This is a genomic window from Belnapia moabensis DSM 16746, from assembly GCF_000745835.1.
GTDB classification, from domain to species: domain Bacteria; phylum Pseudomonadota; class Alphaproteobacteria; order Acetobacterales; family Acetobacteraceae; genus Belnapia; species Belnapia moabensis.
Map to the genome: position 1 here is coordinate 1 of NZ_JQKB01000113.1, position 12,224 is coordinate 12,224.

14 protein-coding genes and 2 pseudogenes are annotated in these 12,224 nt (G+C 65.5%); 4 read left to right on the plus strand and 12 right to left on the minus strand.

All coding sequences use genetic code 11. The features are described from left to right. Positions 1-58 precede the first annotated feature (58 nt). The 5 genes and pseudogenes from EP26_RS27250 to EP26_RS27265 all read right to left on the minus strand — a co-directional run bounded on the left by EP26_RS27250 (position 59) and on the right by EP26_RS27265 (position 4,508). Positions 59-988, minus strand: a complete 930-nt coding sequence (locus EP26_RS27250) for an IS5 family transposase (RefSeq protein WP_245624544.1) — start codon at positions 986-988, stop codon at positions 59-61. After that, complete coding sequence (locus EP26_RS37805) at positions 873-1,790, minus strand: ETC complex I subunit (protein ID WP_245624542.1); 918 nt, start codon at positions 1,788-1,790, stop codon at positions 873-875. Before EP26_RS37805 ends, EP26_RS27250 begins: the two co-directional genes overlap by 116 nt. A 199-nt stretch (positions 1,791-1,989) precedes the next feature. After that, a complete protein-coding gene (locus EP26_RS27260) occupies positions 1,990-2,472 on the minus strand; it encodes an Hsp20 family protein (protein ID WP_043343685.1) in 483 nt (160 codons plus the stop codon). A gap of 226 nt (positions 2,473-2,698) precedes the next feature. Next, positions 2,699-2,971 (minus strand): annotated as a pseudogene (locus EP26_RS37810) (IS66 family transposase); the annotation flags it as partial. Between the two features lie 82 nt (positions 2,972-3,053). Then, positions 3,054-4,508, minus strand: coding sequence for an amidase (locus EP26_RS27265; protein WP_043343663.1), 1,455 nt, complete (start codon positions 4,506-4,508; stop codon positions 3,054-3,056). Positions 4,509-4,726: 218 nt separating this feature from the next. Between EP26_RS27265 and EP26_RS37815 the strand changes: the two are divergent. Continuing rightward, a pseudogene (locus EP26_RS37815) lies at positions 4,727-5,250 on the plus strand (IS6 family transposase); the annotation flags it as partial. Positions 5,251-5,269: 19 nt separating this feature from the next. Next, positions 5,270-5,539, plus strand: coding sequence for a DDE-type integrase/transposase/recombinase (locus tag EP26_RS37820; protein WP_245624543.1), 270 nt, complete (start codon positions 5,270-5,272; stop codon positions 5,537-5,539). 270 nt (positions 5,540-5,809) lie between these two features. Here EP26_RS37820 and EP26_RS27275 read toward each other — a convergent pair whose 3' ends face one another. The 3 genes from EP26_RS27275 to EP26_RS27280 form a co-directional block, all read right to left on the minus strand. Beyond that, positions 5,810-7,468 (minus strand): glycosyltransferase 87 family protein, encoded by a 1,659-nt coding sequence (locus EP26_RS27275; RefSeq protein ID WP_157033847.1) that lies wholly within the window; start codon positions 7,466-7,468, stop codon positions 5,810-5,812. 551 nt (positions 7,469-8,019) lie between these two features. Then, positions 8,020-8,325, minus strand: a complete 306-nt coding sequence (locus tag EP26_RS38760; RefSeq protein WP_084113048.1) for a DUF202 domain-containing protein — start codon at positions 8,323-8,325, stop codon at positions 8,020-8,022. Positions 8,326-8,395: 70 nt separating this feature from the next. Beyond that, on the minus strand, positions 8,396-8,941 hold the full coding sequence (locus EP26_RS27280) for a YgjV family protein (RefSeq protein ID WP_084113049.1): 546 nt from the start codon (positions 8,939-8,941) through the stop codon (positions 8,396-8,398). 359 nt (positions 8,942-9,300) lie between these two features. Between EP26_RS27280 and EP26_RS27285 the strand changes: the two genes are divergently transcribed. Next, a complete protein-coding gene (locus EP26_RS27285; RefSeq protein ID WP_043343668.1) occupies positions 9,301-9,525 on the plus strand; it encodes a hypothetical protein in 225 nt (74 codons plus the stop codon). A 36-nt stretch (positions 9,526-9,561) separates the two neighbouring features. Here the strand turns inward: EP26_RS27285 and EP26_RS27290 are convergent, their stop codons facing one another. The 4 genes from EP26_RS27290 to EP26_RS35615 all read right to left on the minus strand — a co-directional run bounded on the left by EP26_RS27290 (position 9,562) and on the right by EP26_RS35615 (position 11,094). Next, positions 9,562-9,843: a hypothetical protein gene (locus tag EP26_RS27290; RefSeq protein WP_043343671.1), complete on the minus strand. Its 282-nt coding sequence runs from the start codon at positions 9,841-9,843 to the stop codon at positions 9,562-9,564. Next, on the minus strand, positions 9,840-10,076 hold the full coding sequence (locus EP26_RS35610; protein WP_157033848.1) for a hypothetical protein: 237 nt from the start codon (positions 10,074-10,076) through the stop codon (positions 9,840-9,842). The genes EP26_RS27290 and EP26_RS35610 overlap by 4 nt, the downstream gene beginning before the upstream one ends. 349 nt (positions 10,077-10,425) lie before the next feature. Continuing rightward, entirely contained in the window at positions 10,426-10,773 is a 348-nt protein-coding gene (locus tag EP26_RS33885) for a DUF962 domain-containing protein (protein ID WP_084113050.1), read from the minus strand. Between the two features lie 165 nt (positions 10,774-10,938). Beyond that, positions 10,939-11,094 (minus strand): hypothetical protein, encoded by a 156-nt coding sequence (locus EP26_RS35615; RefSeq protein ID WP_157033849.1) that lies wholly within the window; start codon positions 11,092-11,094, stop codon positions 10,939-10,941. A gap of 678 nt (positions 11,095-11,772) precedes the next feature. Here EP26_RS35615 and EP26_RS27300 point away from each other — a divergent pair. Further along, on the plus strand, positions 11,773-12,224 hold a 452-nt coding region (locus EP26_RS27300), incomplete at its 3' end, for a tripartite tricarboxylate transporter substrate-binding protein (protein ID WP_043343694.1).

A 12,224-nucleotide genomic window follows, 5' to 3' on the forward strand; every position in this document is an offset into this window, starting at 1 on the left:
AGCCACTTTGTTGCACTGAACGACCGTAGGGTGCATCGAACCCAAGCCGCGTTTCGGGTCATGTAATGCGGACGTAGATCGGGCGTCCGAGATCTAGCATTCGGTTCAGCACGCCGGCAGCGATGGTTACCTCGGTCGCCTGACGTCCATCCGTTTGCGAACGTAGTCCATCACCGATGACGCGCTTCCAGCGCGAGACGTCGGCCTCCACCAGGGCACGAGTGTTGTACCCCGATGCGCGCTGCCATCCCAAGCGGCCGCGCTTGGCGATACATTGCAGATGGGCATCGCGTTGCGTTGGTGTGGTCTCGGCCACGTCGCTTGGCACCGCATTTGCGCGCGGCGGCACGATGACCGCCGCCTTGGGATGGCGCGCTGCAATTTCGGCATAGACGTCGTCTCTGTCGTACGCGCCGTCGCCGGTGAAGGACGCCACCAATCCGTCCACTTGGTCGAGCAGTGGACCGACCTGAGAGCCGTCATCGGCATCCCTGTCGGTCAGTGCCGAGGCGACGATCAGCCCAGTGTCGGCGTCAGTGGCGAGGTGCAGCACTCGCCAAGCCCGACGCCGCTTGCTGCCATGCTTCTCCTCTAGCCACTCGCCGGGTCCACAGAGGCGGAGACCAGTGCTGTCCACCAGCAGGTGGACCGGCGCGCTCCCCGCTTTCGGCCGCGGCACTTCGAGCACCTCGGCCCGACGGCTGAGGGTGCTATGGTCCGGCACCGGCAGGTCGAGGCCGAGCAACTGCAGGACGGACGCGATCAGCCCCTCGGTCTGGCGCAGTGCCAGACGGAACACCGCCCGCAGCGTCAGGGCTGTGGCGATGGCCAACGCGGAGTAGACGGGCTGCCCGCCCCGGCCGGTACGCGGCTCAGCCGTCCATGCCTCGACCGCCTCCGGCGTAAACCACACGGTAAGGCTGCCGCGGGCGCGCAGGCCGGCGTCGTACTCGGCCCAGTTGGTCACCCGGTGCCGCTGCTTCGGGATGTGATGGCGCCGAGCGGCATTGGCTTTGAACGGCACGAGGGGTCCCCTGCAGGGTGAAGAGGCCTCGCCCCGGCCGCATCCTACCCCAGGCCACCCAGGCGGGCGACTGCTGCAACAAGGTCGCCTGCAGCACCTCGTCGAGGCGCGAAGGCTCGCCACCGTCCAGCGGCGCCTCGTCCGCCGTGGCCTCGATCCGCCGTGCATCCCAGAGCCAGCGCGCGAGGATCTCGCGCTTTTCCTCCGTGGTTAGCAGCGGATGTGTGGCGACATCGCGCGGGCTGGCGAAGACCCTCGCAGGGTCGAGCAGCGCCGCGTCGAGGTCAGGCATCACGAGGTGCGGGCGCTCCCAGGCGAAGCAGAACAGGGGATCTCCCTGCAGGGCGGCATGCGCCGGAGCACCTCGCAGGTTTCCGGCCGTGCATTGTACCGAGTGCGGCTCCTGCGGCTCATGCACGGTGAAGGGCAAGCCCTCCTGCTGCGCGTAGGCCACGGCGGCTTCCCAGCTCGGGAAGCTCAGCCGGACATGGCGCAGCGGATCCGTGCCGCCAATCCAGCCCATCAGCGGCTCGATGAACTCGGGCGAGCGCGGCTCGAACTCGAGCACCCAGTGACAGGTGTTTGCCCGGCCGGAGGTCATGGCCGATCGGCTGGGACGGTAGATGACGGCTCTGGCATCCGGCGGGAAGCTCGGCAGCGTCAAGCCGGGCATGCTCTCCATAGGCTTGGCCGGCTCGCCGGTGAGCAGGCGGGCGAGCTGGCCCTCCGCGACGATGTCACGGGTTCGATGGTGACGAACGCTCATGGTTTGCTCTCCTTGCCGAAGGGCACCGCCAGGGCTGGGACCAAGCTGGAACACCGGGATCCCGTTCGGCGGCCAGGGGCAGCCGCGGGTACACCGGCAGGGATGATGGGCGACAGTGCCCATCATCTGATTGCTGGTCCTACCCACCAACATGCCCTCGGCACCGCACGGCGCCGGTGTCCCAGGAAACCCGGCCGGCTCAGGCGGCTTGCCGCTCCTCAATCCTCCGCGGGCCCTGGGCCGGGCCGCCCCTGCCAATCTGGATACGGCGCGGCCGCATCGCCTCCGGCACTTCGCGCTGGAGATCAATGGACAAGAGGCCGTCGGCGAGGCTGGCACCCACGACCTTCACGTGGTCGGCCAGTTCGAAGCGGCGCTCGAAGCCACGGCCGGCGATGCCGCGGTACAGGACTTCCCGCTGCTGTCCGCCGCCCCGGCCTCGGTTCTGCCTTTCGCCGGAGACCACCAGCAGGTTCTGCTGCGCCGTCACCGAGAGCTCGTCAGGGCGGAAGCCTGCTACCGCGAGGGTGACCCGGTAGCTGTCCTGGCCGGTGCGCTCAATGTCGCAAGGCGGGTAGTTCTCCCCGGCCCCACCTCGCATCGCGTGCTGCAGCAGGTCGAACATCCGGTCAAAGCCCACGCTGGACCGGAACAGCGGGCTGAGGTCCAGGTCGGTCCTCATTTCCACATCCTCCTCCCGAAGCAACATGGATCTGAGCGGCGCCGCCACCCGGCGCCGTCTGCCGGGTCCCATCCGGGCACCTAGCGGATTGTCTGTGGTTCGCCGCCCACCAGCTTCAAGAGCCTGAAATGAACTGCCGACGAACCGGGGACGGTAGTGCCGGATGCGCAGCCAAGACCGATCCGCTTTGCGTCTGACCTGGACGTGAGTCGAGGCGGTGCGACAGCGCGTTGGCGATGGCGCCCTCGGAGATCGGGAGGCTGAAGAGCTCGCCGGCCAGTCGCGCCAGCCGCTCGAAGCCGACATGATGGTTGTGGTGCAAATAGGCCAGCAGGGCATGAGTATTGTGGCCGAACGGCGTACCCGGCGGCATGTCAGCCAGTGGCGCGGCGCGGAAGCGCTTGGCACAGGCGCAGCGCCCGTCGTGCAGCTCGATCCGCGTTACCTACGGCGCCACCGGCGGACGTCCCATGTGGTCGTAGCGCATACGGCAGCTCTGCTGTCCGCGTTGCAGACTCGCCTTGACCCGCAGGGGGTATCCACACATGCGATAAGTCGCGCTGATCCAGAGTGATCGCCGCTTAATCCCAACCCGCCGGGGGCACGAAGCTGCGGTAGTCCTGCTCCAGCAGTTGGGCGAAGCCGATGCAGCCGAGATCGCCATACTGTGGGCCGATGATCTGCACGCCAATGGGCAGCCCGCCCGGCGAAAGCCCGATTGGCGCGACGGTCGAGGGCAGCAGCGCCATGCCGCTGAAGCCCGCCCAGAAGAGCTGGTCGGTGGTCGGCACCTGCCGGCCGTTCACGGTAATGGTCCGCTCCCAGCGTTCGCCCTGCTGGTCGTGCGGGACCGCCGGCGACGACGCGGCAGGACACAGCAGCACATCCCAGTCATGGAAGAAGGCAGCCCAGGCATGACGCATGCGTTCTCGCTGTTCATGCGCACCCAGCCAATCGCGATGCAGGCCGGTATCCGCGCGCAGCATACGGGCGCGATGGCTGTCGTCCTCAAGTGAAAGGCAACGCGCCAAATCCTGCTCTGCGGCGAAGATCACCGGCGGTATGCCGGCCGAAGTCGCCGAGCGTAGTAGGTGCATATAGACCCGCATTGCCACGTCAGTATCGATCGCCGGCCGCGCCGTCAGGCTCACCACGGCGCCCCGTGCTGCCAGCCAATCGGCCAAAGCTTGGATCGCGTCCTGCACGCTGCAGTCAACCTCAGCATTACGGTCGTCCAGCATCACCGCCACCCGGTAACCCGCCAGTGTCGTATGCCTGGGCCGCGGCAAAGACAGGTGCCTGCCCACGGCATCGATCGGATCAGGTCCCGCAATGATGCTGAGCGCCACAGCCAAGTCGCCAGCACTGCGCGCCAGCGGCCCGATTACTGCAATATCCGTCTCCGCCACATTACCGCCCAGCGCATGGCCGAGCGAGGGGCAGATCCCCCATGTCGGCTTGTGCCCGAAGACGCCACAGTAATGCGCCGGGTTGCGGATGGAGGCGCCGATGTCGCTGCCGATCTCAAGCCCGGTCAGCCCCGCAGCTAGCGCTGCCGCCGGTCCGCCCGAGGAGCCGCCCGGCGAACGCGCCAGGTCCCAGGGGTTGTTTGTGGTGCCATGGATGGCATTGAAGCTCTGCCAGTCGGCCAGGCCGAGCGGCACGTTAGTCTTGCCGAAGATCACCACGCCGGCGCCGAGCAGCCGCTCGACCGCGAGTGCATTTGCCGGCGCAATGCTGTCACGGAGCGCGGGGATGCCCCAATGCGTCGGCAGACCGGCAACGTTGAAGCTCTCCTTCACCGTCATCGGCAGGCCGTGCAAAGGTCCCCAATCCTCGCCGCGGGCGAGCGCCGCATCCGCCGCCTCGGCCCGGGCCCGGGCGGGTGCCACGTCCCGCACCACTACCGCGTTCAGGCGCGGGTCGTGCCGCTCGATCCGGGTCAGGTAAAGATCGAGCAGCTCGCGACTGCTGATCCGTCGCGCTTGGATTGTGGCGGCCAAGTCAAGGGCAGAGCGAAAAGGGAGGTCGGTCATGGGCGTTCTCCGCTCACCACATCGTCGCACGCTACCTCGCCGGCTTGGCGCTGATTATCGTTCGTCACGCCGCCGGTAGTACCGGCTTCGTGTGCAGCCGCCCTGCTGGACGGTGGAGAGGTCGCTCGGCCAGTTCGGTCACTGGCGGCAGCTATTCAAAGGGCACCGTCAGGTTGAGCGAGCTTGGCGGGCCGGTCCAGGTCAGGTAGGCAGCCGAAATGAGCTCGCCAGCCGCCAAGTCCCCCTATGCCGGCTACCGCTTCCCGGCCGAGGTGATCAGCCATGCGGTCTGGCTGTACTTTCGTTTCCCGCTCAGCCTTCGCATGGTCGAGGAAATGCTGGCGGCACGTGGCATCGTGGTCAGCCATGAAACCGTGCGGCAGTGGGCGCTCAAATTTGGCCAGGAGTTCGCCACTCAGATCCGGCGGCGGCTGCCGCGAGCTGGTGACAAGTGGCATCTCGACGAAGTCGTCATCAAGATTGCTGGGGTGAAGCACTGGCTTTGGCGTGCCGTCGATCAGACTGGGTTGGTGCTCGACGTATTGGTGCAGAGCCGGCGGGACAAGCGGGCGGCGAAGCGTCTGCTGCGCAAGCTGCTCAAGCGGCAGTGCCGGGTGCCACGCGTTATGGTCACCGACAAACTCCCGAGCTACGGGGCGGCGAAGCAGGACGTGATGCCCGGTGTCGAACACCGGCAGCACAAAGGTCTAAACAATGGGCCGAAAATTCACACCAGCCTAGTTCGGGTGAAGGGCCGTTGGATGTATTTGTATCGCGCGGTCGACAGCCGTGGGCAAACCACCGACTTCCTGCTCTCGGCCAAACGGGATGCGGAGGCTGCGAAGCGGTTCTTCCGCAAGGCGCTCGGGCAGCCGCATACGGTAAACCCACGCACCATCACGGTGGACAAGAACCCAGCTTACCCGTGCGCCAACGCGGAGATGAAAGCAGACGACGAGCTGTGGCGCTTCACCCGGCTACGACAATGCAAGCACCTCAATAACGTTGTGGGACAAGGCCTCGGCGCGTGAAACGCCTGGTCCGACCAGGGCTTGGCTTCGGCAGCTTCCACACGGCACGACGAACACTGGCAGGCTACGAGGCCATGGCGATGATCAGGAAGGGGCAGGTGCACAGGTTAGGGGGACGAGACATGCGGACCCAAGCCACCTTTGTCGCTGAGCTTTTCCAGATCGCAGCCTGATCTGGAGCCTGTCGCGGCGATCTGCGGCTTGTCGCAAACTTTGCAACGCAACCGTCGAAACAGACCTGAAGAGCCAGACTTATTTCGCGTTCAAACTCTAACGCCAGTGGCAGATCTGAACCACTTTCGTGAGGTTGTTCTCCACTGGACGACAGGATGCTTGGTCGAACATGATGCCGAGCACATCCGCAGCCTCCCGGTCATAGTCGTCCGGGAACTCAAGGACGACGAAGGCCGGCCCAGAATGCGACCGCACGGCCCGCAGCACTAACGCTGCGTAGCTGGCGGGGTCAGTGGCCACGCCCGCCCAATTAGGATTGGGGCCGCCCACGAACCAAACCCCAGGGCCCACCAAAAACGGGGCGACAAAGGCAACGGCAGGTCCAAGCATCACGACCAGCGAGCCCGCTGGCAGCGCTATCTGCTTGACCGCCACCACCGCAGCCCCATGGGGCTCTCCTTCCCACAGGAAAGGTTCGCGCGGATGGGCAGGGTACTCGGTGACCAAGGCAGAAACACCGAAGGCGGTGGCCAGGCAGAGTGCTGCCCCGCCACGCCACCATCCCGCCGGCGGCACCGATCCATGGCTTAGGGGCGCCGCCAGGAGCAGTTCGCGTGCCGCTGCCCAGACCGGGATGCCGAGCAGCACCTCAATCGGGATGGCATAGCGCAGGATGGAAAAGACACCGAGCCAAGCCACGTAGCTGACGAGCACGAAGGCGATCACCGCCCGCATGGCACGGGCGGCAACCCGCGCGGTGGTGTCAGCCGCCATGGCGCCGGCCCAGGCCGCGCGAGGGTGTTTGTCCCGCTGGGCCCGACGCCGCGCCGCCAGTGTCAGAAAGAGGAGCAGCGCGGCTAGGCCGACGGCGAAGCGTGGGTCGGCAAGTGGCGGCTCCAGCACAACACCCTCAGACCGGTGCGCCCAGAGGAGCGGATAAGCAACTGCTTCTGCCAAGCTATCCGGGAGGAATCTGACGTCTTGCTGCCCAGTGGGCGGAAACAGAGGCGAGCGGAATATGGTGTTGGCGATCGGTCCGAACGGGTTGCCGAACCGCTGCCACAGGAACCAGCCCCAAGGTCCGTAGGTGATCGCGAAGCCCAGCACGCCACCGAGCGACACCAGCCCCACCGCCCGTGTCCTTGATCCCATACCACCGCGCACTGCAATGGCTCCGGCAACCGCGAGGGCGGGCGGGAAGATAATGGCGGTGAGCTTCAGGCCAACCGCGCAGCCGCCCAGAAAGCCAGCCAACAGTCGCCACCGCGCAGCCTGGGGTACCTTGTGCCGGTCATTCGCTTCTGCCGCGAGCAGGATGGCGAGTAGAGCACCCAGGACCAGGCAACCAATCTGGACGTCGTTATAGGTCGAGCCGGCCTCCGGCAGCGTCGCTGCACCGGTCAGTCCGAACAACGCGACCAACGCGCTGGCGGCAGTCATGCGTCCGACGACGCCATGACAGGCAAGGTTGGCGATGGCAATGGTGAGGCAGGCCAGCAGCCCCGCATAGCTGGCCTGCAATACCGATACCAGGCGTGGCCAGCTGTTCAGCGGGCTCCTGGTGAGCAGATAGAAGGGCAGGTCGAGGCCGGGATGCATGAAGCTATGGGCTCGCGCGGGCGCGAGATCGATCCCCCACCGGCCTTCCAGCAAGGCGTAGACATTGTAGTAGTGGTAGTTCCTCAAATCCCAACTGGTATCACGGCCAAGAGCAAGGGCGATTGCGGCCGCCGCGGCCCAGCAGGCAAGGAGCACGCCCCAGCCCATCCGAAACCCGCCAACGGTCGAGGCGTCTTTCCGCCACTGCGGTTGCTGGACGGCGCGGGTTATTCCGTCAACCATATCCGGTGCGGACGCTCTCTAGGCGGAGCATAAGGGTTCGGACTCCCTGAAGGACAACCAAAGCCTAGCGGCAAGCCAGACGTCCAACGATCACGTTGATGCGTTTTGCTAATAGCGGCTTCGCCGCCATGGGGTGGCTCAGTCATCGGCGGGGAGAAGACCTGCAGCGTCCTGGGCAGCTGTGACGCCTGTATACTGGCGGAGGCTGCCAAGGCTGCCTCGCTTATCGTGGTTGACCGCCATGGTGGCTGCCAGTCGATATCGGCTCAGCAGTCTATACCAACGCCGATCCCGCTGTGTTCAAGACGGCTCCGGATTCTTGAATCAAGCAGATTTCCACGCCGTGGCTGGTCAAAAGCATTCGCTGCAACGGACTTCGGCCTCTCAGGTCCCGCCCGTCTGCCCGAACCAGACACCCAGCAGGGCGCCTACTGACACCAGCAGCAGGCCGCCATTCACGACAATCAGCAGCTGCGCAGGTCGGAGCGTTGCGACGTGTCGTGCCCCGGGCGTATGTCTCGCCACACTGCGACCGCAAAGCAGAAAGCCGAGAACAGCACCAGGAGGGAAGCATTGAACAAAATAGCCCATTCTGGCAGCTCGCTGCCAAGCAAGGTCTTGGCTCCTACCTCCGCCACTAGTGACACAAGCCCGGCGCGAACCCAGGCTGCGTAGGTCCGCTCCGCCGCCAACTCCGTACGATCAGCAGCATAGATTACCCGCGGATCATCCTCTGCATCAGGCATACAGGAGGAACGCACCGCAGACATTCCGCCTCCCCCACTGGCAGCCGCACCTGGCTGCTTGCCCACTGCCCGCACTGCCAGCGCGACGTCATTCTCAGGTGGCGGATGCCACCATCCCTGCGGCTGGAGCACGGTGGCGCAGGGCAAGCCAAGCACCTCGGCTCATCAGGAAGAGATCGGACATCATCGCCGGCGCCGAGCCAACGGCGAGGTTGTGGGCGAACCAGGGCACCGAGCTGGCAAGGATCAGGGCGCGGAACCGCGTCTTGTCGGTCTGCCAACGGCCAAAGCAGGCGAGCGCTGTCCCGAGTGCCGCGAAGAGCGAGTGCCAGCCTTCCCATGAGCAGGCCGCCAGCAGCACGACCGGGAGCAGCGCCACTAGGTAGAGGGAGCGCGCCAGGCGGATGCCTCGGCTGTCCGGTGGTCCATCCAGCGCTGCGGAGATGACCGTAAGCAGCATGGTCAGCACGGTCATGCCCGCGGCGGTCCAATGTCCCTGCAATGCCCAATGCAGGAGAAACCCGGGTGCGGTTGCGATCTGAACCGCGAGCATGGCCCGTCGTGTTCGCGCAAAAGACCACGTCAAAGACCCGGCGAGGCCCCAGGCGCCGCACAGTCCAACCAGCACATCAGCAACCATGTCCCACCGCCCTCACGCCCACCTCGGCGCTCATGCGGCGAGCCCGTATACCACCCCTGATTAACTACTTATGATTGAAACAGCGGCCCGGCACTTCAAACAATGCTCTGCCGCCCTGGTGTTGCTCGTTCAGGCTCACAACTAGGCCAACGGCCGAGCCAGGGCCGCTTGCCATCGCACCGCCGGCCAACTTGCCTCGTGCTCCCCCGTTCGTTCCGGCCCGGTTGAGGCGGTTTCCCGCGATTGCGGCGGCGTCGGCTGACATGCGATAAGCACCACTTACCGCAAGTGATGCAGGGCTTGCCGCAATCGCGGGTAACCGCCCAATTCCGGGCCTGACCGGGGGCGGGCAGGGGACCATGAGCGAGGCGGAGAGTGCGGCGGCGGCTACGGCCGGGCCGCTGGCTGTGGTGCCAAAGCCGGGCAGGGACCTCGCCGTGGCCGGTGCCGCGGCGCTGGCCGCTGCCCAAGCCTATGCCAGGGAGGCGCTCGCGCCGGAGACGCTCCGCGCCGACGCCGCCGATTGGGCCCACTTCTGCGACTGGTGCAGCGACGCGGATTGCGAGCCACTGCCGGCCGAGTGAAAAGCCGGTCGGGGTCGCGGTGAAAGACCGACCGTGTTAGCGGGCGGGCGCCGTGCCGGATGGCGCTCGTGTGTTGCCAAAGCGGGCCCGGGCGCTTTCCCGGGCGATCTGCTCGATATGCGTTTGCAGCCGCGCATGTTCTCGCGCCAGCTCAGCCAGCTGAGTGTCCAGGGCTACCCCCGTTGCGGTCGCGGCATCTTGGCTCACCTTCAGTGTCGTACCGGCGCGGAGAGATCGCCGATGCAGCGCGACCGCCAGCCATCCGAACAGGAAGGCTGCTACCGGGGCGGCGTAGGCGATGACTGCGTAGCTGTTCATCGAAGATCCCCAAGGACGCTTCTTGCCAGCATATGTAGGCCCGCTGCGGATGAAAACGATAGGGCTACAAAGGCGACCAGCCCACCCGGCCCCAATGCAGCACGGACCTCCTGCAAATTGAAGTAATAGCTCACGCAGGGCGTGATGACCCCGACTGTAAATACGGCGGTCGAGGCCCGGTCCAGGGCGTTCGCCAGCAACTTGATTCGCTCGTTATCCACCAGATCCGACATGCTTGCACCCTAAGCGAGCGCTCGCGCTAAGCCTAGCGGCGTCCGTTGCGGCTTCCTTCCAATTTCGCAGGAAACCGCTGATGTGGCGACATAGTAGGTGGTCTTCACTGATGTTTCTACTACAGGTGGGGCATTTGGAGTGGATAGCCGGCCTGGATCTGTTGCAAAGTTTTCTGAGCTGCGAGGCGCCTAAAATTCTCGGTCAGGCTCCTCGCCAAGGGTGCGCAATTATGCGGCTCACGACGGAGCGATCGAGCAATCAAATTACTAAATTCTATTCTGACCGAAGAACATAGAATAGAACCGGAGCATCAATGCCGGATCGTCCCTTCCAAACGCCATTACCCCATTATGGTCGTACTCGCTGGTTCGCCAGGCCATGCTTCCGCAGCTCCGGCCCTAACCGCCCTGATAGCGCCAGCCAGGAAAGACGCAGGTCGCCCCGTAGCGACCAAGTTGGGTGACTGAAGGTGGCTGGCCGGTTCCGCTCAATCAGCAGGTGTGAAATCCACGCGCAGCCGTAGCCGATCACTGGGGCCAGCAACATCAACCACCAGGGGCCTATCAACACGCCCACCAGCAGCACGATCGCAGCCGTCCAGGTGCCAGCAACATGCGCCGCTCGGGTCGCTGGCCGGCTGTGCTCCCGCAGGTAAAAGGGCCAGAACTCATCGAAGCTGTTGAAGCGGTCAGCCATGAGGAGACTGTGAGCCAGTAACCCGCCGGAAGCAAACAAACACTTCTACCTTGGCACATCGATGCCGTGGGGGGGGCGTCCACCTAATTACGGCTGCCCGCGTGACCTCCACCATCAAGCACCAGCGGCCAGGACACTTGCGGCCAGAATCCCAGCGTGCTGCGATCAGCCATGGTTGACATTCCTCCCTCCGACGCCCGCCTGGACCGCGACCTCATCGTCCTGCTCGACCATGCGTTGGCGATGGTAGCGGACCACCTTGCGCCCGAGCAGCGCGCTGATCTCTGGCAGAGGACCGAGAAGATGGGTCTCGGCGGCCATATCGAACGCCAGTGTTCCCCCGAAGTACAGCGCGTCCTCCTAAGCGAGCACTCGCGCGTCAACCCGGACGGGGGACAGGTGGGGGAGGCCACGAGCGAGCCTCACCGCAGCGAGGAAGGTGTGGTTGTCGCGGAAGGGTCCGGCAAGATTTCGGGGATACCTACCAGCTAGCAGCCCACCAGACTCGCGGCTCCGGACCGCGCTCATGAACTGGCGCACGCGGCCAACAGAAGCCACCGATGCATCCCTAGTCGGGATGCGCCCCGTCCGATCGGTCACCTCCAAGGATGTCGATGGTTGGTGCGCCGTAGGAGGGTGCTGCACTTTCATCGGACGCACTCTGGCACGCCCGCCGTCCGCGCGGCATCCACCGCCGGTGGTCGCGCGGCCTGATCTCCGCACCTCAACCCAGCCCATCTATCTCAGCGGCCTCGACGGCGGACAGACCAGCCCAGCTCGGGCATTCCAAAGAGGCGCCAGGGGACCTATGGCTATGCGATCCGACATCGGCGGGCACCCGGCCATCTGTACCGGGGCACCCCTACCGCATCGCCCTGCCTCCATGGGAGGCGCCCCGGGACTGGTTAGAACCAACTGGAAACTTGTAGGCTGCTGGACAAACAGTCCGGAGGAAACATTGTGGCCCATCTTACGCGGCGCACCGTCCTTGCGGTTGGCATGTCCCTGGCAGCGTCCGCCTCAGCATTGGCACAGGAGAGCTTCCCCTCCCGCCCGGTGACCATCATCGCCGCTGGCGCCGCCGGCGGGCCGACGGACACCATCACCCGCATTGTCGCCGACAGCATGGGCGCACACCTCGGCCAGGCGGTCGTGGTCGAGAGCATCGGGCCTGCGAACGTAGCCACGCAGCGACTCACCCAGGCACGGCCCGACGGTTACGTGCTGATGATGACCAACATCGGCATGGCCGCGAGTGCGACGCTCTACCGCCGCCTGCCATACGACGTCCTCACCGACTTCGCGCCGCTCGGCCTCGTGTCCGACGCGGCCATGACCTTCATCGCGCGGCCCGGCTTCCCGGCCGGCAATTTCGGCGAGTATCTTGCCGCCCTAAAGCAGCAAGGCGAGGGGCTGAACTTGGCGACGGCCGGGCTCAGCTCGGCGGCCAA

Excerpts from the sequence above, each read along its gene's own strand:
- EP26_RS27285 (WP_043343668.1), top strand. The coding sequence starts at position 9,301 with ATGAGCGAGGCGGAGAGTGCGGCGGCGGCTACGGCCGGGCCGCTGGCT.
- EP26_RS37805 (WP_245624542.1), bottom strand. The coding sequence starts at position 1,790 with ATGAGCGTTCGTCACCATCGAACCCGTGACATCGTCGCGGAGGGCCAG.
- EP26_RS38760 (WP_084113048.1), bottom strand. The coding sequence starts at position 8,325 with ATGTCTGCGGTGCGTTCCTCCTGTATGCCTGATGCAGAGGATGATCCG.
- EP26_RS27290 (WP_043343671.1), bottom strand. The coding sequence starts at position 9,843 with ATGAACAGCTACGCAGTCATCGCCTACGCCGCCCCGGTAGCAGCCTTC.
- EP26_RS27280 (WP_084113049.1), bottom strand. The coding sequence starts at position 8,941 with ATGGTTGCTGATGTGCTGGTTGGACTGTGCGGCGCCTGGGGCCTCGCC.
- EP26_RS27260 (WP_043343685.1), bottom strand. The coding sequence starts at position 2,472 with ATGAGGACCGACCTGGACCTCAGCCCGCTGTTCCGGTCCAGCGTGGGC.
- EP26_RS33885 (WP_084113050.1), bottom strand. The coding sequence starts at position 10,773 with ATGGCTGACCGCTTCAACAGCTTCGATGAGTTCTGGCCCTTTTACCTG.
- EP26_RS27265 (WP_043343663.1), bottom strand. The coding sequence starts at position 4,508 with ATGACCGACCTCCCTTTTCGCTCTGCCCTTGACTTGGCCGCCACAATC.
- EP26_RS37820 (WP_245624543.1), top strand. The coding sequence starts at position 5,270 with ATGTATTTGTATCGCGCGGTCGACAGCCGTGGGCAAACCACCGACTTC.
- EP26_RS35610 (WP_157033848.1), bottom strand. The coding sequence starts at position 10,076 with ATGTCGGATCTGGTGGATAACGAGCGAATCAAGTTGCTGGCGAACGCC.
- EP26_RS35615 (WP_157033849.1), bottom strand. The coding sequence starts at position 11,094 with ATGGCCGCCGAGACCCATCTTCTCGGTCCTCTGCCAGAGATCAGCGCG.